Consider the following 26,456-nt stretch of genomic DNA (forward strand, 5'->3'; position numbering starts at 1 on the left):
TATTAAGCTTTGGATGACTTTCGATATTGGGAAGGTGTCTCCCCACAAATTCGTTTAAAGGTATTGCTAAAGTAAGCGATATCATTATAGCCCAACCGGTCAGCAATTTCGGAAATTCGCAATGATGTTGTTACAAGTAATTTTTTTGCTTCCTCCATCCGTAACTGCATGACGTAATCCATGAATTTCATTTGCTTTTGTTCCTTAAATAGTGAGCTTAAATAGCTAGGATTAAGGTGAACAGCAGCTGCTGTTTCCTGAAGTGTTACTTCTCCGGGCATCTTTTTATGAATAAAAGCTAAAACTTGCTCAATTGTAGAACGTTCTTCCACAGGAATAGTAGCTAAACCGTTATCTGATTTAGACTTTAACTCTTCTTGTTGTTGTTTATACGATAAATCATCAATCAATTTAGTTAAACACTCATACATATCTTCAATCATAACAGGCTTGAGGAGATAATCTCTCACACCCAATTTTACCGCTTGCTGTGCGTACTGGAATTCATCGTGCCCACTAACAATAATGGTATCAATTTTACTTCCTTGTTGCTGAAGAGAACAAACTAATTGCAAACCATCCATAATTGGCATACGAATATCTGTAATGATTACATCAACATGATGATTTTTCACAAAATCGAGAACTTCTAAACCATGAGACGCTTCGTACTCAACTTGAAAGGGTAATTCGGTGCGTTCGATAATTTTTTTTAGTGAAGCTCTAACCCATCTTTCATCATCAGCTATTAAAACCGTATACACACAGTTTCCTCCTTTCTCTCACTGTTTGAGAGGTAACCGAATTGACACCTTCGTCCCTTTTTCTCGTTCACTCTCAATCCAAAGTCCATACCCCTCACCAAATAAATATTCGATCCTGCGGTGTACGTTCACAATGCCAATTTGTGAGCCACCCTTCGTAACATCCTTAAATTGCAAATCATGGTGGATCGATTGAAGTACGTTTGGTTGAAAACCCGGGCCATTATCCTCTACTTCTAAAATATAATAATCATCTGCTTTTTGAATCGCTCTTAGTTGAATACAAGTCTGGCCAAAGCTATGATCAACCCCATGTTGTATACTATTTTCAATAAGTGGTTGGAGCGAAAATTTTGGTATTTGTTGTTGTAAAGCCCACTCTGGAATATCAATTTTAAAATCTAAACGTTCTTCAAAACGGTACTTTTGAATTTTTAAATAAAGTGTACAAACCTCAAGCTCATCCTTTATGGAAATGGTATGAGCTGATTCCTTTAAGTTATACCGCAGTAATTTTGATAAAGCAGAGCTCATAGACGCAATATCATCCATGTCTTTTTCTAACGCCATTCCCCGAATCGTTTCTAAGGAATTATAAAGAAAATGAGGATTCATTTGCGATTGCAAAACTCGTAATTCCATTTCTTTTTGTTGTAAGCTCATTTCAGTCTCTTTCAGCTTCGTATAATATATCTCATCCAATAATTGTTTTAAGCGGATAACCATGCGATTGAATCCTTGTTGTAGCGTCCCAATTTCATCTTTTGATTCGACGTTAATTTTTTCGTTAAAATCACCGTTTTCAATCTTTCGCATATACAGCTGAAGTCGTTTGATTGGCTGGATAATACTAGAAGCAAAAGCAATACCAATTAAATAGGCGATAATGAGCGTAATAATTGTGACACCTGCAATTGACTTACGTAACGTGATACTTCCTTCTGTTAATTCATCGTACGGTACTAGAGTAAGCATCGTCCATCCTAAGTTGTCAGAATGGCTGAATGTTAGCAATTCTTTGCGGTGATTTTCAACGATTAAAGATCCATGTTTTTTATTTAAGATGGAGTCACTTAGATTCTGTTCCGCCTTTCTCCCTAAGTAACGGATATCCGGATGGTAAACATAGTGACCTTGCGAATCTATTATACTCATATACCCTGTTTGCCCCATTGTGACCATTTCTGTAAATTCACTAATTCGATTAAAATTCACGTCGGTAATAATCATCCCAATTGGTTTTAACGTTCTTGGACTAATTAACCTTTTTACAATGGAAATGACAGGTTCATCTCGTTCTTGATAACGAATAAAGCGACTTATTATTAATGATTCACCATTTTGTGGGACATCCTGATACCAATATTCGTTCATATAATTATCTGCAGGAAGATATTCCTTGACCCCAGCTGTATCAATCACTTGGAGGTCATCTAATATAACTGTTATTCCGGTAATATCACGACGGGAATAGGCGGCATTATATAATACTTGTTGAACTTTACTTCGTATCCCACTTTCATCAATTTCCTCAACATCAGTCATTGACATAAACTTATACATGTCTGGATGATTCAATATTTTTAACATCGAGATTTCAAAGTCTAAAAAATAATACTCCATGTTTTTCTTTACTTGTTCAATGATTTGCCAGCTATATTGTTGAGTCTCTTCTTCAAGTACTTCAGAAGAATGAAGATATGAAATATAGCCAACGACAATCATTGGAATCACAACAAGATGTCCGGAATAAATAAGCATTTTAGTTGTAAGCGAAAAATCTCTTAATAATAAATAACGTAATAACCATTTTGTCCGCTCTTTCAATGCCTTCATCCAAACACCTTCTTTGCTATCGTCTACTATAAAGTATAAAGGAAGAGACTAAAATTAGCCCCTTCCTTTTAGAACTTTTTATTTCGCCGCTTCAATGGCATCTAACACTTCGCCATAATCAGCACGGTATTTTTCAATAACTGGTTCTACTGCTTCCTGCCAAGGTTTAATATCATCAACCTCTGTTATTGTCGAACCTGCTTCGCGAACTTTCTCTTCCGATTCCTTTTCATAACGATTCCACTCATTTATTTGATAGTCAATCGCTTCTTGTGCAGCCTCTTGTATAATTGCACGGTCTTCCTCATCTAATTTATTCCATGTTACAGTACTAACTAGTAACACTTCTGGTACACGCTGATGTCTATCAACTAAATAGTATGGGGCTACTTCATAATGCTTTGAAGAATAGTAACTCGGATAATTATTTTCAGCTCCGTCAATAACACCCGTTTGAAGTGAACTATACACCTCACCGTAGGCCATTGGGGTTGCATTGATTCCTAGGGCATCCATAATCTCAACGTTTACTTCATTTTGAATAACACGAATCTTCTTCCCTTTTAAATCCTCAAGTCCCGTTACGAGTTCCTTTGTATAGAAGCTCCGAGAGCCTGGATCCATATAAGCTAGTCCCTTCATTTTTGAATCTTCTAGACTACTTAATAATGATTGCCCATTTTCCCCATTTAAATAGTTCCACATATGCTCTTGGCTTTCGAAAATATACGGTAAACTAAAAACTCCAAAATCCTTATTAAAACCAGCTAAAATCCCTGAACTTACACGCGTAAACTCAATTGCTCCAAGCTGCACTTGCTCTACAACCGCTTTCTCTTCACCTAATTGTGCTGATGGAAAGACGTCAATTTGAATACGACCATCGGACTTTTCTTTGACTAATTCCGCGAATTTTATATCCCCTAATGTTGTTGGATAATCAGGCGCATGAGTTTCAGCTAAACGGAACGTATAACTCGGTTTTTTTGATTCTTCAGCTGGTGCTTCCGTATTTTCTGAGTCATTTGAATTGTTCTCACTCGTTGTTTGCTGATCTCCCCCACCACATGCAGCTAATAGACCGACTAATAGTAAAACTGAAAGAACGCAACCTAACATTTTTACATATTTGTTCATTTTCTTCTCCCCTTTTTTAAATATAGTTGTAACCTTAAGCTGTTCTCAGTATAAATGAAAGCGCTTTTATTTGGAATGTTGTATTTTTTATATAAATTTGCACTATTTTTAGAATTTCATCTCCTAAATCTACTTGCTCATTAAATTCGGAAGCCATAATACAATTTCTGGTACATATGTGAGTAGTAACAGCACGCCAATCATAACGGCATAAAACGGTAATAGCGCCTTACTTGTTTTCCAGACAGACGTCTTTCCTATCGCACACCCAACAAACAAGACCGTTCCTACTGGCGGTGTTAATAAGCCGATTCCTAAGTTTAGAATCATAATAATACCAAAGTGAACAGGATCAACTCCTAATTCTAATACAACTGGATATAAAATCGGTGTCATAATTAAAATGAGTGGAGCCATATCCATCGGTGCGCCTAGAATTAACAGTAATACATTTAGCATTAATAAAATTAAAATTGGATTATCTGTAAACCCTAAAAACGAGTTTGTAATCATCCCAGGAATTTGTAAGTAAGAAATTACCCACCCAAATGCACCCGAAGCCGCGATAAGAAAGAGAACCATCGCTACAGTACGGAACGTTTTCTTTAAAATAATAACAGTATGTGAGAGCGGAATATCTTTATATACAAAGAATGTGATAATAAAGGCATAGACACAGGCAATGGCACCAGCCTCTGTTGCCGTAAACCAACCGCTGAAAATACCTCCAAGAATGATAACCCCCATCATCACAGATAGTAATCCTTCTTTAATAATCCTTGGTACGTCTTTTAAAGGAATTGGCTCACCCTTTGGATAATTGCGTTTTCTCGCAATAATATAGGTTGTTGTCATTAATGCCGTTAATAAAATTAAACATGGGATAATTCCCGCCATAAATAATGATGATACGGATACGCCACCTGCTGCTACAGCATACAAAATCATATTATAGCTCGGAGGCATAACAACCCCTTGAATAGCAGCAGATGTTGTTAACCCAACTGTAAATTCTGGATTATAGCCTCTTTTTTTCATTGCCGGAATAAGGACAGAACCTACAGAAGATGCGTCTGCCGCGGCTGATCCTGAAATATTTCCGAACATCATACATGCCACACAAGTAACAAGACCTAATCCACCACGTACTGCACCGACAAACAATTGAGCTAGGTTGATTAATCTAGCAGCTAAACCACCTTCACTCATAATAGCACCTGCGAGTATAAAGAAGGGTATCGCCATTAATGTATAAGAATCTAAACTGCTTATCATTCGTTGCCCTACAACAACCCAAGGAACATCTAAGTACATAATTGTTAATAATGCGGAGCCCGCAATCGTTAGCGCAATTGGAAAACGTAAAAGAAGCATGATAACAAAACTTGTGGCTAAAATAATGGTAGCAATAGTCGTCATGGTCATGTTAGTTCTCCTCCTCTAAGCTCTTATGCCTTCTTGTATCGATACCTAAGATGGATAGAACGCTATACACACAAATCATGACTCCTGTAATTGGCATGACAAGATAATATAAGCTATTTGACCATCCCGTTGCTGGTAGTGTTGTATTTCGTTGATCTAATGTGAAAATCCATCCGTTTACTACTAAATAAATACCGAATGCAAAAATTACGATAGCTATTACAATGTCCCAAATTTTATTAAATCGTTCACCGAACATGTCTGTTACCGCATCCATCGCAATATGAAACTTCTCTCGAAAACCGATAGCAATACCCATAAAAGCAAACCAAACCATTAATAATAATGTGATTTCTTCAGACCAAAAGAAAACAAAATTAAATAGTTTTCTAGTAATAACTTGTAATGTTACAATAAACGTCATCAATGAAAGCGCCGACAGACAAAACCATTCAAAAATTGAGTCAATTGATAAAGCAAGTTTTTTTAACGTTTTCACACGTCATCCCCCCTTAGTCCCTTCTAACCTGGTTTAATTGTAAGGGTTTACAATCTTTTTTTTAACGTTACCTGTTTTAGATTTTTTTGTGTTTTTTTTAGGTATTTAATAACCCACTTCTTTTATGATAGATACTTGACAAAAGTAAGTGTTGAAAATACCATACTATTAATAAGTAAGTAAGGAAATATAAAATACATCCATTTTAATCTATTTTCCTTCGTTTTAACCTATGGAAGATAGGGAACAATGATTAAGGAACATCATGATTTAACCATATATTTAAATTTTTTAGAAAAAGGAGATTAAACCATGTCAATCAAGTTAGCCGTTATCTATTACAGCTCTACTGGAACAAACTATCAATTAGCTAAATGGGCAGAAGAAGGCGGAAAAGCCGCTGGTGCTGAAGTAAAGGTATTAAAGGTTCCTGAACTTGCCCCACAAAGTGCGATTGACTCGAATCCTGCTTGGAAAGCCCATGTTGAAGCAACTGCAGATGTGCCTGAAGTCACTTTAGATGATTTAGTATGGGCAGATGCCATTGTGTTTAGCGTGCCTACACGCTTCGGTAACATGCCTGCACAAATGAAGCAGTTCTTAGATACAACTGGCGGTCTCTGGTTCGAAGGAAAGCTTGCCAACAAAGTCGTTAGTGCAATGTCTTCGGCAAGTAATGCGCACGGTGGCCAAGAAGCTACAATCCTTTCTATATATACAACGATGTACCACTGGGGTGCTATTGTTGCATCACCTGGATACACGGATCCACTATTATTCGCTTCTGGCGGTAACCCGTATGGAACGAGTGTTACTGTTAATCAAGAGGGGAATATGCAAGAGAATGTCGAAGAGGCTGCAAAGTATCAAGCAAAGCGTACTGTTCAAGTTGCTGATGCTCTTAAAAAAGGAAATCAATAATCAATATGAGGCTGTGCCAAAAGGTTAAAAAACAACCTTTTGGCACAGTCCCTTTATATATTGTACTCTATTTCACGCTCTGCCATTAACCCCTCTAACCATGCTGAGTATTCCTCTAGCAGCCGCTCATCAAAGAGAAGCTCTTCAATTTCTTCGCTCCTTGATTGTGTCGAGTTGATGTCAATGCTCAGTTAATAAGTAAAGTTTCTGGTAAGACTACATTAAAAAGCAAAAGTGATACAACTTAAAAAAGGTGACCTAAAGCTAAAAGCTTACTTAAGTCACCTTCCCTACTATTTAACAATCATCACTGGGCATTCTGCACGCTTCATTACTTTATGGCTAACACTTCCTAACACTAACGTTTGAAATTGATTCAAGCCACGGCTTCCTATGACTATACAATCATAGTTTCGTTCATTAGCGAATGCCACAATCGTTGGCCCAGGTTCACCATGAAGAACGGTTGTTGAAAAAGGGATTTCTTCATTTGTTAATTTTTCTTCAACTGGCTTCAATCGTTCTTTTCGCTTTTTATCAATTTCAAATTTGCTATCGTTGTGTAAGACATCATACTTAGACATCGAGCCATCAATAACATACAAAAGATCAATGGTCCCATGATATAGCTTTGCTAGTGCAATCGCTTTATCAGTTGAACGTAGCGAATGCTCCGAGCCATCAACGGGTAGTAATATTTTTTGAAACATGTATGTTCCCCTCCATATCCATACTTCTATCTATTTTTCTATTATTTAATAATCATCACTGGACTTGTTACGCGCTTGGCAACTTTGTGGCTAACACTTCCTAACACCATGCTCTGAAGTGGATTCAAGCCACGACTACCTAATACCACACAGTCATAGGAGCCTTTATTTGCGAATTCAACAATGGTCGGTCCAGCTTCCCCATGGAGGATATGAACCTGATAACCAATTCCACTTGCTTGAAACAAGTCCTCAATTCCCTTTAGTTTCTGCTTTCTTTTTTCTTCGATTTCAACCTTACTGCTACTTCGAAGAACATCCGACTTAGAAGTTGCACCATTTACAACATAAACAAGATCAACCATTCCATTGCTTGGTTTAATTAGAGCGATTGCTTTCTCAGCAGCCCTCATTGCATGTTCCGAACCATCAGCAGCTAATAGTATTTTTTGAAACATGTCCTCACCCCTTCTAAATTGAATAGCTCTTTCTTCTATAATCATACTATATTCTGCAGCTCAAAGGACATGTCCTTTATATTTTCATATAGAATAAACGTTCCTCCGCCTTAAGGATGAGATACAATTCCTTCCAAAATAGGATTACTCCTTCCCCTTATCCATCTATAATTTGGTTGTACCTGGAAAACAGGAAATTATGTAGATGGAGGAATAGGATGTCTTTATTAAAATTTTTACTACAACGAAAGCTTATTGTTGGCCTCTTGATTGTGTTTGTCCTTTTCATTGGTCTCTACTCAACTACGAAACTAGATAAGGAGCTAATGCCACCTGTTACATTCGATGGTGCAATGATATTAGTTGATGCAGGGGACGTCGGTGCTCTAGACGTTGAGCAACGAATAACAGAACCGATTGAGCAAATGTTACAAGGAATCGATGGGGTCGTTTCTTATCAATCTACCTCTTCAATTGGCAATAGCTCACTTTCAATTGAAATAGCGGAAGGACAAGGAGATGATGTCTTTAAGGAAATTGAAGCAAGCTTAAATGAACTCCAGCTATCCGGTGTTAAGGACGTTTCCACGTTTCAATATTCATTAGATAATAACTATGAGTTCTTCATGGATATTTCTGAAGGCTCAAAAGAAGAGATGACGTCATTTGGCACAGACATCTTAGAAACTCGACTTGAAGCCCTTCCTGAAGTAAGGGATGTTGAGCTAGTAGGTGTTGATAAAAAAGAAGTCATCATTGAGCTTAAGCAGGATAAGCTAGATGAATATGGGATTCAAAGCGAACAATTAATTTCAGTACTTCAACAATCAAATCAAGAAGTCGCTATCGGAGAATTAGCCGGTGAACAGAATGAACCTACGTTAAGATGGGACACTTCATTTGAAACCATAGAAGATTTAAATAAAATGACCATTTCCACACCGGTTGGAATGAAAACATTGTCTGACTTTGCAACGATTGAAGAAGTCTCTCAACAGCAAACGGCAGGTACTTGGAAAAATGGACAATCAAATTTTATTCTCGTTCAAGTAGGGCGTGTTTCTGATGTCACTCAGATAGAAATGGCTGCTGCCGTTCGCGCAGAAGTCGAGAAAATAAAAGAAGAAGGTCTCGTATCAGGATTCCAGCTTGAAGAAATTGTTGCCCAAGCGGATTATGTTCGTGATTCGATTGATGGGGTTTCACAAAACGTTTTAATCGGTGGAGTCATTGCCATTATCATCCTGATGCTATTTTTACGAAATGTAAGAGCAACCCTGATTATCGGCTTATCTATACCGGTTTCGATCCTCTTAACATTTACAGCGATGTGGTTTTTCGATTATAGCTTTAATATGCTGAGCTTAATTGGTTTAGGGTTAGGAATTGGAATGATGGTTGATGCGTCAATTGTTATTTTAGAATCGATCTATCGTAAGAAAGAACAAGGGCTCGAAAAAATGGAGGCCGTTATCAAAGGTACAAAGGAAGTAGCAACAGCTGTCCTCGCATCCATGCTAACGACGATTGTCGTGTTTCTGCCAATGGGGATTTTAGGCGGAGAAATGGGCAAATTTATGATTATTTTATCTGTTGTTGTCTGCATTACGTTAATTAGCTCTGTTGTCATCTCGTTTACGCTAATTCCGACATTAGCTCATCGCTTTTTAAAGGTTAAAAATTCGGGGCAGCAACGTAAAGAAGGTCCCATTCTGCAAAGCTACGGTCGCTTAATTGCTTGGATGAGTGGAAAAAAGCGTCGTCGTTACAGCATCATTACCTTATTCATTCTCATTTTTGCTAGTTCTCTGTTTCTGGTTACAAAAATTCCGATGACGATTATGCCAGATGTCTTTAATCGTTACGCTGAGCTTAATGTTCAGCTTGAAAGTGGTGTAACTCCGAGCGAACGTGAGGAAATTGCTCAAGCGATTAGTGCTCGTCTAGAAAACATACCAGATGTTTCGAATAACATTATTCTTGATAATGTCGGCTCTATGTATGCAATTGTAAATATGACTCCAGCCGAGGAAGCCACTTTAGAGCAGAAAGAAGTAAACGAACAAATTCTTTCTTCTTTACGCGAGCTAGAAGAACATTATCCGATTATGAGTATTGGCTCAGTGATGGATGGTGGAGGTGGCTTTCCGATTACTCTTGAAATTCAAGGAGAGGATTTCGAAACGTTAGCTAAGGTTGGGTCCAATCTCTCAAACGAACTCCAAGAGATTGAAGGCATTGTCTCAGTCAAAACGACAACAGAAAAGATGTCTGAAGAGCAACAAATAACGTTAAAAGAACAAGCTTTAGAAGATGATCAACTTTCTTCTCTTAGTCTCTATCAACAAATCCAACATGCATTTACAACCATTCCAGTTGGAGAAATGACGGATCAACAACCCATTATGGTAACATCTGATACAACGATTGAAAATAAGGCTGATTTTCTAGCTACAGAAATTATATTACCTACAGGAGAAAAGGAGAAACTCTCCACCTATATTACTTTAAATCGAAGCGAGGTCCCTACTCAAATCGAGCGTAAAGATGGAAAACGATATATTAACGTAATGGCTGATATCGAAGGACGAGATTTAGGTTCCATTAACCGAGATATCCAAGAGCTATTAAAAGGTTTCGACACACCTAACGGCTACACTGTTTCGACTGGGGGAGACTTAGAAACCCAGCAGAAGGCTATGTTAGAAATGGCCATGATTTTAGGAATTTCCCTTTTTCTTGTCTATGTTGTGATGGCGATTCAATTTAATAGCTTAAATCAACCAATGATTGTCATGTCAGTTATACCATTAACAATTACTGGGGTTATTTTAGGACTTCTACTAACTCAACGAGAACTAAGCATTATGTCAGGTATGGGGATCATTATGCTTATCGGGATTGTTCTTAACAATGCGATTTTACTCATTGATCGTATGAATCAACTTCGCGGCGAGGATGTACGATTACAAGAAGCGGTTGTAGAAGCAGGGAAAACAAGAATACGTCCAATATTCATGACAACTTTAACAACGATTGGTGGAATGTTACCTTTAGCTTTAGCCACCGGGACAGCAAGTAGCTATCAAGCACCAATGGCCACAGTTGTGATTTCAGGGCTTTTATTTGCTACTTTTATTACGCTCGTATTAATTCCTGCTGTTTATCTCCTATTTGAGGATATAAAAACAGGCTTAAAGAAATTCGGCAGAAGGAAAAGAGCTGTCAGAACGAAAGACGAGGCAGCTTAACTTTAACAAAGAAGAGGAGCTATGCATTTGGCCCCTCTTCTTCCCTTTTTCATCGAAATTCGCTCGCACTGTAAATGCGAGCAGAAACAAACTTCCCCAATGATCGTAATCAGGAACTCATTCCAAAACACATTCCATTTAACTACTCTCCATTACTAAGCTTTAAAAGCTGTTCTCGCCAAATTTGGAATGTACAATGATAAGAATAAGGACCGTGAAAAACTAAACATCACAAAAGCAAACCATACACCATGGTTCCCAAATACAGGTACAGTCAAAAAGAGCATACCGAAAAAAACTAGCAGCGAAAACAGAATTGAATTTCGAATCGAACGTGCCTCAGTTGCTCCCGAAAAAATCCCTTCTAACTGCAATCCCCAATAGCCTACGATAGAATAAGCCATTAACCAAAGCACATGCTCTGATGCAACATCTTTTACGTTATCAAGAATTGTAAAAAAACCAACTAAACTACTTCCAAAGAAAAGGATCACGCCTGTTAAAAAGACAGCAGCAATTCCCCCCCATTGTCCCGATAACAGACACGCTCTTTGAAAAAGTGATTGATTCCTCTCCCCTATCGCCCGTCCGACCATAATACTTGAGGCATTGGCAAAACCACTAAAAAAATAAGCCATAAAATAATGGATTTGCAAAATGATCGCATTAGCAGCTAAAGCGACTTCCCCCATCTCTGCCCCTTTAGATGTAAAAACCGTTGTCATCGTTAGTAAACAGACGGTGCGTAAAAATAAGTCTCGATTCATCGATAACATCTTCAACAATGGAGCAGCTTCAAAAAGGGTGAGGATTGTTTTTTTTCGAAATGCGATTTGCTTCGATCGAATCAATAAGACGAAACCTAGCAATACAGAAAATAGTTCTGAAATTAATGTTGCAATCGCAACTCCTGCAACACCAAAATCCATACCTAATACGAACCATACGCTAAGAAGCATATTTAACATATTCATTGAAATTTGGACAGTCATTGAAAGACGAACCTTTGTTAAACCCATTAGCCAACCGATTATGACATAGCTCATTAACGCAAAAGGGGCTCCCCAAATTCTTATCGAGAAATACGTATGAACATGGCTCGTAACAAGATCACTTGGACCGACCATCCACAATGCACCAAGTAGAATCGGATATTGTAAAACAATAAATAAAAGACCGAATATAATCGCCATTGTCATTGGACGCAAAAGAGACAGCATCATCTCTTTTTCATCTTTTGAACCATGCGCCTGTGCCGTGAAACCAGTTGTACTCACACGTAAAAAACCAAATAACCAGTACATAATATTAAAAATTAATGCACCTACCGCGACGCCTCCAATATAAGATGGATCTGGTAATCTCCCAACAACAGCTGTATCTACAATCCCTAAAAGTGGTTGAGTTAGATTAGAAATGATTAACGGAATCGCTAGAAGTAAGTATTGACGGTGACTCTCCGAATACCGCTGTTGTTCCAAAACAGTTGTTGTTGCTACTTTCATTATTCTCGATCACCTCTACATACTAGCTTCTATTAGTTTTTTTGTATAAATGTTTCGTTCCATTGTTGCTAACTCGGCTTGAGGAAATTGTTCTATAAGCTGCCCATCCTTCATCACCATCATCTCATCACTCATAAAAGCAACCGCACCGATATCATGACTTATGAAAAGATAAGACATCCTTAATGTTTCCTTCAGTTCTTTTAGTAGGTTCAATATTTGGGCTTGTATCGAGACATCGAGGCTTGAGGTAGGTTCATCACAAATAAGTAGCTCAGGGCCTAAGCTAATCGCTCTTGCTATGACAACACGTTGCTTTTGCCCACCACTTAACTCATGAGGGTAACAATTTAAATAGGAAGAAGAGAGACCGACCATATTTAACAGCTTCGTTGCTGCTGCCCTTCTTGAATGCCTGACTTCCTTTAAAAAAGCAGGGGTTACCTCTTTAAAATTATCTAAAGGCTCCATGACTGCATCCATTATTTTAACTCGTTGATTAAGCGATGCAGTTGGGTCCTGGAAGACTAGCTGCATGCTTTTTCGAAGCTGCCGCCAAGGCTCCCCTTTCAGCCTATCTATCCTTTTTTGCTGAAAGTGAATTTCTCCATGTGTAGGTTTTTCAATGACTAAAATCAACTTAGCCAGCGTACTCTTCCCACTTCCGCTTTCCCCAACAATTCCAAGGCAGGTTCCTTTTTTTAATTGAAATGAGAAGTTGTGAACAGCTATAACATCTTTTCCATATTTCTTTTGCACATTCCGTACATCTAAAAGAACGTCCATCTAGTTCACCTCACTTACATACCCTTTTGATTCTTTCTGATCATATAAATGACAGCACGCTCGGTGGTTTTCGGCGAATACCGTCTCACGTAACGCCTCAACATTGCAGCGTTCGAGTCTATTTGGACAACGGTGAACAAAAGGGCAACCAGCCGTTGAAATCTGTCCAGGCTCACCTGGAATGACCGGTAAACGTTCCAATTGATTTCCAATAGAAGGCTGCGATTGAAGAAGTAGCTCAGTAAAAGGGTGTTTAGGATGTTGCTTTATCCTCTTCATCTCCCCATACTCAACACGATGCCCCCCGTATAAAACAGCGACTTGATCGGCTCGCTTTAACACATCACTAATATGATGCGTAATAAATAACACCCCACAGCCTAAATCACTTTGTAACTCTTTGATTAAGTCAAGAATACGTTCGCCCGTTAACACATCTAGTGCTGTCGTAGGTTCATCTGCAATTAACAGCGATGGCTTCAACATCATTACCATAGCAATTGCTACTCGTTGCTTTTGACCGCCGCTTAGCTCAAATGGGTAGCTCGAAAACACCCTCTGCGCCGGTAGCTTAACACGCTCTAGAAACTCTACCACCCGCTCGTTCGCTTCTTGTTTCGAGCACGATTGATGGGTACGAATGGTTTCAATCATTTGTTTTCCTATTGAATAGAACGGTGTTAAACTGCCATTATAGTCTTGAAAAATCATCCCCAGCTTCTTTCCGCGTAACCTTTGATACTGCCTTGGATGAAGCTGTTGAATTTCCTCTCCTTCAACATAAATTGTACCTTGATTTATGAAAAGGCCTTTTGGGAGCAACCCCATAATGGCTGATGCCGTTAAACTTTTCCCACTTCCACTTTCTCCTACAAGTCCGAGCATTTCTCCTTTATGTACCGTTAAATCAAGCCCATGAAGTAGCTGTTTGTTATTTTTTCGGTTTGTAATCGAAAGCTTATTTGTTTGTAAAACAGGCGTTGCCATCCTTTAAACACCTCAATTATTTTTTAATAGCTAATCCTTCTCGAAGTCCATCCCCAATTAAATTACAGCTTAAGACGACTAGCATGATTGCGATTCCTGGATAAATCATTAAAGCGGGCATTGATTGAAAGTAAGGTCTACCTTTATTTAAAAGCGCTCCCCACTCTGGTGTTGGCGGTTGTGCACCAATTCCTAAATAGGATAACGAAGAAATAATTAAAATAATTTTCCCTAAATCAAGGCTCGCTAAAATAAAGACATGAGATACTATTTGTGGGGCTAAATGTTTAACAATGATCTTACCTGGCCTACTTCCACTTAACCTTGCAGCTAGTACATAGTCTTTTTCTTTCTCCGCCAACGTACAGCTACGCACAAGGCGAGCATAGCTAATCCATTTGACTGCAATAACAGCAATTAAGACATTCAGTAGATTTGGACCTAGAAAGCCTGCAATCGCAATCGCCAAAATAAAGTCTGGAAAAGCAAGGAACCCATCAATTATTCTCATCAATACCGCATCGACTTTTCCACCAATATATCCAGAAACTAGACCAATAGGAATACCAATTACTAGTGTCACAATAAGAACAGCAATAGCCATTCCTAACGTTACCTTTGCTCCTTCAATAAGCCTTGATAATAAACACCGACCAAAAAAATCTGTACCTAGGGGATAGCTTAAACTCGGGGGCTGTAACCTATTACTCATGTCCATGTCATAAGGATTATAGTGAGGAACAAGAAAAGGTCCGAAAACAATCAAAGTGATTATGACGATCATGATCGATATTCCAATTAACAGCATTGGGTCATGTCTGACTGTTTTCAACATCCTTTTTCTCTCCATTCCCTATACGAATTTGCGGATCTAGCAACCGATACGATAAATCAACAATAAGATTGACCATAACTACAGCCACGCCAGTAAACAAAATATATCCTTGAATGACGGGATAATCGCGTTTAAAGACTGCATCAACTACCATTTTCCCTAGTCCCGGATAGGAAAAAATCATTTCAACAACGACGCTACCGCCTAATAAACTACCAAAGCTCATGCCAAACATCGTCACGACAGGAAGTAAGGCAGAACGTAACGCATGCTTTGTGACAATGGTCCATTCACTCAAGCCCCTTGCTCTCGCTGCACGAATGTATTCTTGAGAAAAGCTTTCAAGCAAGCCTGAACGTAATAATCTTGCATAAACAGCAGCCATACCAAGACCTAATGTTAAGCATGGGAGGACCAAGTGTTTCATACTTCCAGTTCCTAATGCGGGCAACAAGGAAAGTTTAAAAGAGAATAAATAGATCAATAATAAACCAAGCCAAAATGTCGGGACAGATGCTCCAACAAAAGCTAGTATTCTACTAACATGGTCAATCCATTTATTTTCGTTAACTGCTGAAAGTGTCCCAAGTAGGATAGCAATGCACATCATGACAACTAACCCACCAACGGTTAACTGTAGCGTTGGTATAACTTTTGTTGAAATTTCAGTGACAACGGGCTTATTACTAATATAAGAATGACCTAAATCCAAGCGAACGACATTCATTAACCAAGTAGAGTATTGCATAAAAAGCGGCTGATCAAACTGTAGCTGTTTTCTTAACTCTTCCTGTTCTTGCTGACTAACCGCAATTTCATCCGTTTGTAGCATCGTTCGAATAGGGTCTCCAGGTGCAATCTTCATTAGTCCAAACGTAATAAGCGACAATAATAGTAAAACGAAAGCCAATTGGACTAGTCTTTGAAATATAACGGTTTTCACCTAGTTCACATCCAATGTATTTGTAAACATGTAATACTCTTCTGCTCCCGGTATCCAATTTGATACTCGTTCATTGATTCCAACAATAACGTGAGGATAGACGATATAAGAATGTGCTACATTCTCTTGGATAATCTCAACTGCTTGCTTTTGTAGCTCTATACGCTTCTTTTGATCACTAGTTTGATTTAGCTCATGAATCACTCCATTTAATTTAGAAATGGCAATCTGACCTGGATTAAGTGACCCATCAGGTAGGAAGGCAACATTAAAGAAATAACCTCCATCGCCACGTGGTGCTGTCAAATTACTATATGTGACCAAATCCCAGCCTTCAGGTTGTTCATATAAAAAACTATCAATATTTTCTACATTCACAATTTCGATATCAATTCCAATTTTTGAGGCCTCTCCTTGGAGATATTGCGCAATCATCGGTAACTCTGGTCGTGCTTGATAGGTTGCCAGCTTTAAAGAAAGGGTTTCTCCATCCTTTTCTAGCTTCCCTTCATGATTTAATTTATACCCCGCATCCTCTAATAGTTCTTTTGCATATTCTGGGTCAAATGCTGGAACAGTTCCCTTATTTCCAAAAGAAAAAGATGGATTAAATGGACCGTTCGCAGCCGTTGCATGTCCGTTCATGATCTGATCTGCAATTACTCGACGATTAAGCAAAGCGTCTAGTGCTTGACGTACGTTTTTATCCTTCAAATGAGCATTTTGGAAATTATAAAGAAGGAAATGCACTCGCAAGCTCGGAAACGACTCAACACGAATGTCTTTTGTCTCCTCCAATGTTTCTACGATTTCAGGTGATAGGTGATAGGCAATTTCAGTATCTCCAGACTGAAGACTAAGTGAGCGTACATTTGCATCAGAATTAAACGTAAAGAAAGCCCGACTAATCGTTGCAGGTCCGTCCCAATATTCAGCAAAACGCTCAACTTCAATTTCTACATCTTGAGAATAGGAAACGACTTTAAATGGTCCCGTTCCAATCGGTTTATTCTCTATGTCATCTGCATTTACTTGAGCTACTGACGCACTCGTATGAACTAATTCTGAGATAAAGGCCGGATATGGCTCGGTCGTTTTAAACGTCACCTCCTGCCCACTCGCCTCAATCGATTCAATTTTTAACAAGCTTTGCACCGCTGAACTAACATCTATGGCACGCTCAAACGATGCCTTTACTGCATCCCCATCTAAAGCTGTACCGTCATGGAAGGTGATGTTTTCTCGAATCTTAAACACCCACGTCTGATCATCGATCTGCTCCCACGATTCAGCTAGCCATGGTTGAATGTCAAGGTTTTCGTCAATTTTAACTAACGTCTCGGTAATACCGGCACGTACCGTAATTGATTCTATGTGCGGATCAAGACTAGTTGGTGAAAAACTAAATAAAAGGGATATTTCCTTTTCATTTTCTATTCCATCTTGATGAGCAGATTCTTGTTTTGGGTTCGAATCTGCTTCCTCTATTGTTGAACATGCCGTACTAATGAACAGTATACATATAAGTATAGATAGCAAACGTGTCATTGTTTTTCCTCCTAAATTAACAAATCGTAACCATTACTATTTACATTAGACAAGTATAGTTAGAATCATGTTTAGTGTCAATACATATTTTGGAACTGCACCGACTTATCCCCAATAAAAAAAGCCCTTTCCGAGTAGAAAGAGCGAAAACGACCTGGTTAAAAAACATGCTAAAATAAGCATAACCCGCCGTCTCACAGTCTCACTCCCCGAAGAATGGAAACTACTGAATATAGGCAGGTCTCCTGACTTGTGCATCCTCCTCTATGAAGCCTTCCCATACTTGGATTCGTTCCGCGTACAGTGGTTTTCTCCATATCGTCAACACTAACAGTTGCGGGGACAGTTCTGGAATTTCACCAGATTCCCTATTATGCCATAACGGCACCTATATTCTAAAATAGATGTAATTAATTTCTATGAAACTAATAGTATATAGAACGAATTAAAATATCAAGATATTTCGCAAATTTATCCCAACGTTTTATCGGAATTTGAATATCTACAGAAAAAACATTAATCCTGCTTGAGTCTACCTCTGCTATTTAACGAATCTGAACCGACGTACTCCTTGAACTATTTACATACGAGTTTTCCATAGTAGAATGAGCATTAACTTGATACGTCCCTTTAGCTGTCGCTCGTTTCGTTACCATTGTGATAAACCCCTAAGCTTTGCGTCCCAAAGTTTCCCTCGGTTTGCCGTTTCTAATATACCTCGCAAAAACGTTGTAGTGTGACCTATTTAATCGTTTATTATGATTATAAAAACTTAACACAAACTGCTTCCGGCACTTGAATATCTGATTGTAAAAGGGTTAATTTCCCACTTAACTGATCTCTTGAAAACAGCACGAGGTTACCTGTTTCCTGATTAGAGGCAATCAGGAAGGCTTCTGTCGGATCAAGAACAAAGTCACGTGGCCACTGCCCTTCTGTTGACGTATTCTCAATAAACGTTAGTTCATCAGAATCCTTTTCAACACTAAAGATTGCAAGACTATCATGTCCACGATTTCCAGCATAGACAAATTGACCATCAGAAGAAATGTGAATCGCGCTACCTTGATTATTTTCAGTAAAGTCAGTAGGAATTGTTGAAATATACTGCTTTTCCGTAAAACGACCATCTTCTTCATTGTAAGCTAATACAATGACCTCAGAGCTTAACTCCGTCATGACGTAAGCTGTTTTTCCATTAGGATGGAATGCAAGATGACGTGGGCCACTTCCTGGTTTTACCGATAACGTTTGGACTTTTTCTAATGCTCCATTATCGATAGCATATGTAAAAATTTGATCGCAGCCTAAGTCAACGCCGATAACATACTTTTCATCAGGCGTAAATCCTGCATAGTGAGCATGTGGTTTTTCTTGTCTCTCTTTGTTAGGTCCTGACCCTTCGTGCTGCATAATCGAAGTGACAGGGGCAATTGCACCATCTTCTTTTAATAAATATGAATCAATCGTTCCTTTATGGTAATTTGCCGTTACTAGCTGGTGATTTTCGCGATCTGTACTCACGTGACATGGAGAAGCACCGTCCATAAGCTGGTGATTGATTTTTGTTAGTTCCTTATTGTTGTCAATGGCATAAGAAGCAACACCGCCTTGGTCTCCCTCTTTTCCAACAGCATAAAGATAATTCCCATCATGGCTAATTGTTACATAAGTAGGATTATCAAAAGTGGCAGCTACCTGAACATCACGAATTTGTTTTGCTTCAGTATCTAATCGAAAACGATAGATCCCCTTACTTTCTTTCTTTGTATATGTACCTACATAACCGATAAACGTTTTTTCACTCATAAAAGACAATCCCTCCCAAAAAAATGAATATTTTTATTGTATCATAGATTCTTTCTATTTCTTTACTCGTCTATACGAAAACCAAGAAGCATTTTTTTATAAAAAAGAGAGTGAGACGAGGCCACTGAATAACTACTTCTTGTAACTCGAAGAAGAAGTATTGGTCCCCTCTAAACAAAAGATGACAAAGTTTAAACTTTGTCACCTTGTCTGATCTAATAAGATAATAGTTTCGTATGAATGTGTGTAATCACGTCCTGCATGCTTGAAGAACCACCAAGATCTCTCGTTTTAACACCCTCAGCAATAGTCTCAGTAGCGGCTCTAAACAATAAGGTACCTAGTTCATGTAGCTGAAGATGATCCAACATCATTTTTGCCGTCCATAGCTGTCCAATTGGGTTCGCTATGCCTTGTCCGATAATGTCAGGAGCAGATCCGTGTACTGGTTCAAACATCGATGGATATTTTCCATTTAAATTAATATTCGCTGCTGGTGCAATCCCGATACTTCCCATAACAGCTGCACCTAAATCTGTTAGGATATCACCAAATAAATTACTAGCGACAATGACATCAAAATGTTGTGGCTTTGACACAAGGAAAGCACATAAAGCATCGATATGATTGCTTTCTGTTTGAATGCTCGGAAAGTCATTACTGACTTCTTGGAATACTTCATCCCAAAACGGCATGCTATGTACAATCCCGTTTGATTTTGTCGCACTCGTTACTTGGCCTCTTCGTTGTTCTGCTAAATCAAACGCATAACGAATCGTTCTTTCAGTTGCCTTCTTTGTAAAGACAGCATTTTGAATCGCTAACTCATCTTCGCCACTATGAATTCTTCCACCAACTTCACTATACTCTCCCTCACTATTTTCACGAACAACAATAAAATTAAAGTCATTTGGCTTCGCTAGTGGTGACTTAACACCTTGGATATATTGTGCTGGTCGAACGTTAATAACCTGTTCACACTCACGACGAATCTTAATAAGCAATCCCCATAACGAAACATGGTCAGCGACAAGTTTAGGATTGCCGACAGCTCCTAGGTAAATGGCGTCGGTTTGATGTAATTGCTTCATTCCATCCTTTGGCATCATTTCACCGTGCTCTAAGTAATATTCGCAGCTCCAAGAATGGCTTTCATACTCAAAACGAACTCCTCCATGAATATCCGCTAATGTATCTAAAATTTCTAAAGTAGCTGGAACAACTTCTTTACCAATTCCATCGCCCGGAATCACTGATAACCGAATTTTACTCATAATGATTCTCTCCTTTTACAATACAATAGGACCTAGTCTACAATGCTACTAGGCCCTATCGTTGTCAGTGATTTTACGCTTTTATAGATGTACCACCTGTAGGAATACCATCGTCTTTTTTCACTAGCATTAATTGAACAACAACAGCTACTCCGATAATTGCTAATGCAATTAAATCAGATACATAACCTGAGTAAATAGAGCATAAAGCAGCAGCTACTAACAGGATTCTAGTAATAAGCGTTGCCTTGCGTCCTACAAACCATGCTTGAACACTCGCAGCTAAAAGATAGATACCAATCGATGCTGTAATAACTGCAATCGTAATATCTAATCCGCTACCAACCATCAATATTTCTGGACTGTAGATGAACATAAATGGAACGATAAACGCCGCAATCCCAAGCCTAAATGCTTGGACCCCTGTTTTCATCGGATCCGTACCGGCGACACCAGCCGCCGCATACGCAGCTAATGCAACTGGAGGCGTAATTGCTGACATAACAGCATAATAGAAAACAAACATATGAGCATATAGTGGCTCAATCCCTAAATTAATTAAACCTGGTGCTACAACTGAGGCTGCTACAGCGTAAGCAGCAGTTGTTGGCATCCCCATTCCTAGTAAAATCGCAATAAACATCGCAAACAATAGCGCTAAAAACTGACTGCTTCCTGCAACAGAGAATAGCATGGAGCTAAAACGTAAGCCAACACCAGTTAATGAGATAACACCAACGATTATACCTGCACACGCGCAAACAGCAAGAAGCTGGATTGTATTTTTCATCCCTAGCTCAAGTGCGCCAATAATTTTCTTAATACCCATTCTTGTTTCTTTTCTAAATAAACTTACAATTAAACAAGCGATAATACTATATGTCCCAGACATAATGACTGAATATCCATTAAGAAGCATTCCTATTAGAAGGATAATCGGTAAGAATAAATACGACTTCTTTAAAATCATCTTCAAGCTTGGTAAATCTTTTCTTGCGATTCCCTTCATCCCTTTTTTAATAGCTTCAAAGTCTACCATTAAATAAACAGATAAGAAATACAATAACGCTGGAATCGTTGCTGCGATAACAATTTCACTGTAGCGAATACCAGTGATTTCAGCCATTAAGAAAGCACCAGCACCCATAATCGGGATCATAATTTGACCACCAGCGGACGCTGTAGCTTCGGTAGCAGCTGCAAAACGGCCATTATAACCAACGCGCTTCATTAACGGAATTGTTAATGAACCGGTTGCAACCGCATTACCAGCAGACGTTCCATTCATCATTCCCATTAAACCACTAGAAATAACCGAAACTTTCGCAGGACCCCCACGCATACCACCTGCGAGCGAGAATGAAAAGTCAATAAAGTATCGACCTACACCTGACATTTGTAAAAAGGAACCGAAAATAATAAATAGTAGAATGTACTTCGAGGAGACATCAAGTGTAACCCCAAAAATACCATCTAACCCGTAAATATATGTCGTAAAACGCTCAATACTATATCCACTATGATTTAAAATACTCGGTAAATAAGGTCCTAAAAATGCATACAAAATAAAAATTCCCGCTAATATCGGTAATGTCCATCCACTTGTACGACGCGTAAGCTCAAGAACGAGAAGCACTCCAACTAAAGCAACTACAAAATCCATTGTCGTCGGCATAACACCGAAACGGAATAGAAGCTGTTTTAAGTTCATGGCAATATAAATAAACGTTCCAATACTCGCTAAAATTAAAAGCCAATCAACGATATGAATTCGATTTGATGCTTTTTTCCAACCTGGAAACAGTATAAACCCGAGAACAGCACCAAAAAGTAAATGTGTACTTCTAAATAACCACGGGTCAATCGGTTTGAAATTTAAAATATATAAATGGAATAAAGCACCCGCTACGGCGATAATTGTAAAAATCCACCTAATCCCACCTGAGAGATTTCTAGCTTCTGATGAGCTTTCGACTTGTTCCTCATTATTGTCGTTTTCATCTAGCATACTACCTAATGATTTTGTTTCAACTTCCTTAGCGCTGTTTACATCTTTGCTCATAATTACCCCTCCTTGCTAGAATCCCTATCCTCAATATCGAGGATAGGGTCCCGGGTTTGATTATTTCTATTATTCCCACTCAGCCGGGTAAACCGACTCTGGTAATTCAATTCCAATTTCTTCATAGTACTTAATTGCACCAGGGTGTAATGGTACGCTGTCGTTAATTGTGATTGCTTCAGCAACCGCTTCCTCCATTGAAGCATGTGTTCCAATTAACTCATCCTGGTTCTCATGATACGCCTTTACTAAGTCATAAACGAAGTCAGGGTTTGCATCTTTATGAACGATACCAAAGTTAAACATTGCAATTGTTTCAATATCATGGTCTAGCGTTGTATACGTATCCGCCGGAATCGTGAATGGGAAGAAGTATGGGAACTCCTCGATGACTTTATCTCTCATTTCCCCATCGATACCGAAGAAATTAATTTTACGTTGAACTTCGATTTCTGATACAGCTGAAATTGGAATACCAGCAGCATAACCGATGATATCTAATTGTCCATCCATTTGCTGAGAAGCCATGTCACTTGCCCCAGCTTGAACGTTTTCCGTATCAAGACCTAACACATCATGGATTAAAGGTACGTACGTACCAGAAGTTCCACCAGCTGGCCCTACACCAACACGTTGTCCAGCAATCTCTTCAATTGAATCTACTCCCGAATCCTCTAATGCCCACCAGTGAATTGGTGTTGTATACATTGGGAACGCAATACGTACATCTTCCATTTTGTTACCCGCTGTCCATTCACCAGTTCCTGTATACCCTTCATAAGCAGGTCCTAACGTTACGAAACCAACATCTTGGTCACCAGCTTGTGTTAATTGCATGTTATGAACTGGTCCACCCGTTACCTCAACGTTTGCTGTTACATCTAGCTCATTCTCAAGTAAAGAAGCTAAACCTCCACCGACGATAAAATACGTTCCACCTTGAGACGCTGTTCCAACTTTAACTGTTTTCGGATAGTCCTGATAGCTCACTTCCTGTGATGCTGCTTCTCCACCTTCATTAGCGTCTTTCTCTTCACTTGTTGATGTATCACTACCTCCACAGGCTGCTGTAAATACTAGTGATAAACCAGCAACTAAACCTAATGTTTTCTTCTTCCAGTTCCAACTCATTCTATATTCCCCCTTAAAGTTATCTATCTTTTATTTTTTGGAAGCTGACGAATATATTCAGTTCCAAACTTGTACTCAACCTGTTGATATACTGGCTCAAAAGCCTCTTCCCATAGACGTTTTTCATCAGCTGTTAAGTGATGAATATCGATACAGTTGCATTTCTCTAACTCTCTAAAATTCAAACTGTTTAATTCCTGGGCAATCATTCGTTCCCATACAGCTACTTCGTCCATTGTTTCCTGAAGTAAGCTTTGAACATCCTCCGGAAGGCCATCCCAAAACGTTTTGTTCATTAAGACAACATATCCTAGGTAGCCATGATTACTAACTGTTAAGTAATTCTGAAGTAGTTGAAGATTTTTACTGTAAATGTTTGAGAAGGTGTTTTCCTGACCAACAATCTCCTTGTTCTCAAGTAAATGAAAGACTTCATTAAATGAATTTGATTGAGTCCTAGTATTCAATTCGGAAAACTGAGCTTTTAACACTGGGCTTGGCATTACTCTAAGCTGCAACCCCGAAAAATCCTCTATCTCTCTAAGGGGATGACTTGAATTCGTCATTTGCTTAAACCCATTATCCCACGTACTAACCGGATAAAAGCCTTTGGCTTCAAGCTTTGTCATCAGCCTGTTTCCAATTTTCCCTTCTAGGTAATCATGAACCTCTTCTACATTGTGAAAGGCAAACGGTAAATCAAGGATTTGCCACTCTGGGACGATATTCGTAATCTTGGAGGTAGCAGGAGCAATCATTTGGATATCGCCTTTTTTTAGGGCCTCTAGTTCCTCTCCATCCTTATAAAGATATCCATTTGGAAACACCTGTACTTCGATATAACCATTCGAGCGTTCCTTGATTAGCTTCGCAAATCGCCTTGCAGCAAGCCCTTTTGGTGTTTGTTCACCGACAATATGCGAAAATCGAATAATGATTCGCTCATCTTCACTAAGCTGTTCATGATCCTCAGGATAACTCTTAGCTCCACACCCAGTAAGTAATATGAAAACAGTTAGCACAAGAATTATTGTCATGCGAAGGTATCTCCGGCTAGTTTGACCGTTCACTGGAATCCTCCTGTCTATCATTTGATTTATAGCATTATTCTGCTCTCTCTAAGCTTAAACCAAACAATGTATGAACATTTCTTGTCTAAATGTTTACAAGTTTGATTATAAAGCGCTTTCAAACAGACAACAATTTAAGTACTTACTGCTCTTTTTGGTCTTTTAGGTCTCGGATATATCCATATCGTTTTAACCTATATTTTCGCCCGATGACAAGGGAATGTAAGTTATCCCTTTGCTGTATCAGTCTAGTAAAGCATAAGTAAACAAATGCAAAGAGTTTAAGAAAAGGGGAGATTTCAAAGAAAGGGGAGTAAATAAAAAAGCGCAGTTATGAACTAAACCCCAACTGTTAAATTCAGTTGGGGTGTGTTTTTCAAAGAAATTACCATCAAACATGCTTGGAATAACGATTAATAATTAGAATAGGATTTTAATTTTATAGCAGTCTTGAGGAAGTATCATCTTGGCTCTAGTCCATGTCTAGCTACTTAGTCTAGTTTGTTTATCCGCTTCAATATCAGTAGAAGGTTCTTTTGAAATGAAGAAAATTCCTGCCAAGACAAAACTTATACCTACAAGGTGATACCAATATAACGATTCATTTAAAAAATAATAAGAGAAAATAACAGCACTAATTGGCATAACTGCTGTAAGAACCGCAGCAGAATTTCCAGAGATTCGCTTCATACCTTGATTCATTAATAATACCGCAATCACTGTAACTACAACACCAGAGTATGCGATAAGTAACCAGTCAATTGTAGTAACAAAACGAAAGGAAAACGAGCTTGCTTGATAAATAGAGAATGGCAAAAATAGTATTGCTCCAATTATTGCTGTCATTGTAGTAATAAAGAGAGGGCTTATTTTTGATGAAACAAGTTTTCCGAAAGTAAAAAAGATTCCTTCACCAATAACTGCACCAAGTATTAATAAATTTCCTATCAACGAATTGATTGTCCAATTTGTATTAGATATGACACCAAAAACATTAATAACAATAGCACCAATCATTGCAAGAAGAATTCCTGCCCCCTGGTTTAAAGACAGTTTTTCTTTAAACAGTATATAAGAAATAATAGCGACTATGGCAGGTGTAGTACTAGTAATGATTCCACTTTCTAAAGCAGTGGTTAGTTTTAATCCGTATAGCATTAGTACACTAAACATAAATACCCCAAGTAAGCTTTGCAGGAATAATATAAAAAAGTCTCTTTTTGATAATTTAGGAAAACGTTTTTCTCTCATCAAAAGTAGACCTGTTAAAATGGCAGCTCCAATTACCATACGCAACTCTGATGCTATAAAAACAGGAAAACGCTCGATAATTAACTTACTCACAACAACAAAACTTCCAATAATAATCATTGCTAGCGTTACCTGAATATGGGCTTTTAAATAATCTGACATTGTCTTCCTCCTCTTAGATAAGTCCCATACATAATTTAAAACGAAATAAAAAATTTAAATAACCTTAATGAAGGTTATTTAAATTTTTTAAA

Annotated in this window: 21 protein-coding genes and 2 riboswitches; of the genes, 2 read left to right on the forward strand and 19 right to left on the reverse strand. The window is 38.4% G+C overall.

Annotated features, from left to right (window positions below; genetic code table 11):
- Positions 1–2: 2 nt before the first annotated feature.
- From B1R93_RS20090 to B1R93_RS20110, 5 genes are all read right to left on the reverse strand, one after another.
- Positions 3–764, reverse strand: coding sequence for a response regulator transcription factor (locus tag B1R93_RS20090; protein WP_088105739.1), 762 nt, complete (start codon positions 762–764; stop codon positions 3–5).
- Between the two features lie 18 nt (positions 765–782).
- On the reverse strand, positions 783–2,600 hold the full coding sequence (locus tag B1R93_RS20095; protein WP_088105740.1) for a sensor histidine kinase: 1,818 nt from the start codon (positions 2,598–2,600) through the stop codon (positions 783–785).
- A 78-nt stretch (positions 2,601–2,678) separates the two neighbouring features.
- Positions 2,679–3,737: a TRAP transporter substrate-binding protein gene (locus tag B1R93_RS20100; protein WP_088105741.1), complete on the reverse strand. Its 1,059-nt coding sequence runs from the start codon at positions 3,735–3,737 to the stop codon at positions 2,679–2,681.
- A gap of 129 nt (positions 3,738–3,866) precedes the next feature.
- Positions 3,867–5,162 (reverse strand): TRAP transporter large permease, encoded by a 1,296-nt coding sequence (locus tag B1R93_RS20105; protein WP_088105742.1) that lies wholly within the window; start codon positions 5,160–5,162, stop codon positions 3,867–3,869.
- A gap of 1 nt (position 5,163) precedes the next feature.
- Positions 5,164–5,661, reverse strand: coding sequence for a TRAP transporter small permease (locus tag B1R93_RS20110; RefSeq protein WP_088105743.1), 498 nt, complete (start codon positions 5,659–5,661; stop codon positions 5,164–5,166).
- 312 nt (positions 5,662–5,973) lie between these two features.
- Between B1R93_RS20110 and wrbA the strand changes: the two genes are divergently transcribed.
- On the forward strand, positions 5,974–6,582 hold the full coding sequence (wrbA, locus tag B1R93_RS20115; protein ID WP_088105744.1) for an NAD(P)H:quinone oxidoreductase: 609 nt from the start codon (positions 5,974–5,976) through the stop codon (positions 6,580–6,582).
- 293 nt (positions 6,583–6,875) lie between these two features.
- Here the strand turns inward: wrbA and B1R93_RS20120 are convergent, their stop codons facing one another.
- A complete protein-coding gene (locus B1R93_RS20120; protein ID WP_088105745.1) occupies positions 6,876–7,292 on the reverse strand; it encodes a universal stress protein in 417 nt (138 codons plus the stop codon).
- Positions 7,293–7,333: 41 nt separating this feature from the next.
- A complete protein-coding gene (locus tag B1R93_RS20125) occupies positions 7,334–7,750 on the reverse strand; it encodes a universal stress protein (RefSeq protein ID WP_088105746.1) in 417 nt (138 codons plus the stop codon).
- Positions 7,751–7,968: 218 nt separating this feature from the next.
- Here B1R93_RS20125 and B1R93_RS20130 point away from each other — a divergent pair, with 218 nt between their 5' ends.
- Positions 7,969–11,001: an efflux RND transporter permease subunit gene (locus B1R93_RS20130; protein WP_088105747.1), complete on the forward strand. Its 3,033-nt coding sequence runs from the start codon at positions 7,969–7,971 to the stop codon at positions 10,999–11,001.
- Between the two features lie 155 nt (positions 11,002–11,156).
- Here B1R93_RS20130 and B1R93_RS20135 read toward each other — a convergent pair whose 3' ends face one another.
- From B1R93_RS20135 to B1R93_RS20190, 12 genes are all read right to left on the reverse strand, one after another.
- Complete coding sequence (locus B1R93_RS20135) at positions 11,157–12,506, reverse strand: MATE family efflux transporter (protein WP_088105748.1); 1,350 nt, start codon at positions 12,504–12,506, stop codon at positions 11,157–11,159.
- 15 nt (positions 12,507–12,521) lie between these two features.
- On the reverse strand, positions 12,522–13,292 hold the full coding sequence (locus tag B1R93_RS20140) for an ABC transporter ATP-binding protein (RefSeq protein WP_088105749.1): 771 nt from the start codon (positions 13,290–13,292) through the stop codon (positions 12,522–12,524).
- On the reverse strand, positions 13,293–14,279 hold the full coding sequence (locus tag B1R93_RS20145) for an ABC transporter ATP-binding protein (RefSeq protein ID WP_088105750.1): 987 nt from the start codon (positions 14,277–14,279) through the stop codon (positions 13,293–13,295).
- 16 nt (positions 14,280–14,295) lie between these two features.
- Positions 14,296–15,114 (reverse strand): nickel transporter permease, encoded by an 819-nt coding sequence (gene nikC / locus B1R93_RS20150; protein ID WP_245308380.1) that lies wholly within the window; start codon positions 15,112–15,114, stop codon positions 14,296–14,298.
- Complete coding sequence (nikB, locus tag B1R93_RS20155; protein WP_245308382.1) at positions 15,092–16,057, reverse strand: nickel ABC transporter permease; 966 nt, start codon at positions 16,055–16,057, stop codon at positions 15,092–15,094. Before nikB ends, nikC begins: the two co-directional genes overlap by 23 nt.
- The gene (gene nikA, locus B1R93_RS20160) at positions 16,058–17,605 is read right to left on the reverse strand and encodes a nickel ABC transporter substrate-binding protein (protein ID WP_088105752.1); all 1,548 of its coding nucleotides are present in this window, start codon (positions 17,603–17,605) and stop codon (positions 16,058–16,060) included. It abuts the gene before it with no gap.
- Positions 17,606–17,823: 218 nt separating this feature from the next.
- Positions 17,824–18,012, reverse strand: a riboswitch (cobalamin riboswitch).
- A gap of 219 nt (positions 18,013–18,231) precedes the next feature.
- A riboswitch (cyclic di-GMP riboswitch) is annotated at positions 18,232–18,319 on the reverse strand.
- 48 nt (positions 18,320–18,367) lie between these two features.
- The gene (locus tag B1R93_RS20165; protein WP_425348989.1) at positions 18,368–19,423 is read right to left on the reverse strand and encodes a lactonase family protein; all 1,056 of its coding nucleotides are present in this window, start codon (positions 19,421–19,423) and stop codon (positions 18,368–18,370) included.
- A 206-nt stretch (positions 19,424–19,629) separates the two neighbouring features.
- Positions 19,630–20,688, reverse strand: coding sequence for a tartrate dehydrogenase (locus B1R93_RS20170; protein ID WP_088105754.1), 1,059 nt, complete (start codon positions 20,686–20,688; stop codon positions 19,630–19,632).
- Positions 20,689–20,761: 73 nt separating this feature from the next.
- Complete coding sequence (locus tag B1R93_RS20175; protein WP_165763899.1) at positions 20,762–22,750, reverse strand: TRAP transporter permease; 1,989 nt, start codon at positions 22,748–22,750, stop codon at positions 20,762–20,764.
- Positions 22,751–22,819: 69 nt separating this feature from the next.
- Entirely contained in the window at positions 22,820–23,881 is a 1,062-nt protein-coding gene (locus B1R93_RS20180; protein WP_088105755.1) for a TAXI family TRAP transporter solute-binding subunit, read from the reverse strand.
- 23 nt (positions 23,882–23,904) lie between these two features.
- Positions 23,905–24,951 (reverse strand): DctP family TRAP transporter solute-binding subunit, encoded by a 1,047-nt coding sequence (locus B1R93_RS20185; RefSeq protein WP_245308384.1) that lies wholly within the window; start codon positions 24,949–24,951, stop codon positions 23,905–23,907.
- A gap of 483 nt (positions 24,952–25,434) precedes the next feature.
- Positions 25,435–26,364: a DMT family transporter gene (locus B1R93_RS20190; RefSeq protein ID WP_088105756.1), complete on the reverse strand. Its 930-nt coding sequence runs from the start codon at positions 26,362–26,364 to the stop codon at positions 25,435–25,437.
- Positions 26,365–26,456: the final 92 nt, after the last annotated feature.

The organism is Halalkalibacter urbisdiaboli (genome assembly GCF_002156385.1).
Classification (GTDB): Bacteria; Bacillota; Bacilli; order Bacillales; family Bacillaceae_D; genus Halalkalibacter_A; species Halalkalibacter_A urbisdiaboli.

Coding starts and splice junctions, on each gene's coding strand:
- B1R93_RS20130 (WP_088105747.1), top strand. CDS start 7,969: ATGTCTTTATTAAAATTTTTACTACAACGAAAGCTTATTGTTGGCCTC.
- B1R93_RS20105 (WP_088105742.1), bottom strand. CDS start 5,162: ATGACCATGACGACTATTGCTACCATTATTTTAGCCACAAGTTTTGTT.
- B1R93_RS20135 (WP_088105748.1), bottom strand. CDS start 12,506: ATGAAAGTAGCAACAACAACTGTTTTGGAACAACAGCGGTATTCGGAG.
- nikC (WP_245308380.1), bottom strand. CDS start 15,114: ATGTTGAAAACAGTCAGACATGACCCAATGCTGTTAATTGGAATATCG.
- B1R93_RS20095 (WP_088105740.1), bottom strand. CDS start 2,600: ATGAAGGCATTGAAAGAGCGGACAAAATGGTTATTACGTTATTTATTA.
- nikA (WP_088105752.1), bottom strand. CDS start 17,605: ATGACACGTTTGCTATCTATACTTATATGTATACTGTTCATTAGTACG.
- B1R93_RS20170 (WP_088105754.1), bottom strand. CDS start 20,688: ATGAGTAAAATTCGGTTATCAGTGATTCCGGGCGATGGAATTGGTAAA.
- B1R93_RS20180 (WP_088105755.1), bottom strand. CDS start 23,881: ATGAGTTGGAACTGGAAGAAGAAAACATTAGGTTTAGTTGCTGGTTTA.
- B1R93_RS20175 (WP_165763899.1), bottom strand. CDS start 22,750: ATGAGCAAAGATGTAAACAGCGCTAAGGAAGTTGAAACAAAATCATTA.
- B1R93_RS20140 (WP_088105749.1), bottom strand. CDS start 13,292: ATGGACGTTCTTTTAGATGTACGGAATGTGCAAAAGAAATATGGAAAA.
- wrbA (WP_088105744.1), top strand. CDS start 5,974: ATGTCAATCAAGTTAGCCGTTATCTATTACAGCTCTACTGGAACAAAC.
- B1R93_RS20100 (WP_088105741.1), bottom strand. CDS start 3,737: ATGAACAAATATGTAAAAATGTTAGGTTGCGTTCTTTCAGTTTTACTA.
- B1R93_RS20125 (WP_088105746.1), bottom strand. CDS start 7,750: ATGTTTCAAAAAATACTATTAGCTGCTGATGGTTCGGAACATGCAATG.
- B1R93_RS20190 (WP_088105756.1), bottom strand. CDS start 26,364: ATGTCAGATTATTTAAAAGCCCATATTCAGGTAACGCTAGCAATGATT.
- B1R93_RS20120 (WP_088105745.1), bottom strand. CDS start 7,292: ATGTTTCAAAAAATATTACTACCCGTTGATGGCTCGGAGCATTCGCTA.
- B1R93_RS20145 (WP_088105750.1), bottom strand. CDS start 14,279: ATGGCAACGCCTGTTTTACAAACAAATAAGCTTTCGATTACAAACCGA.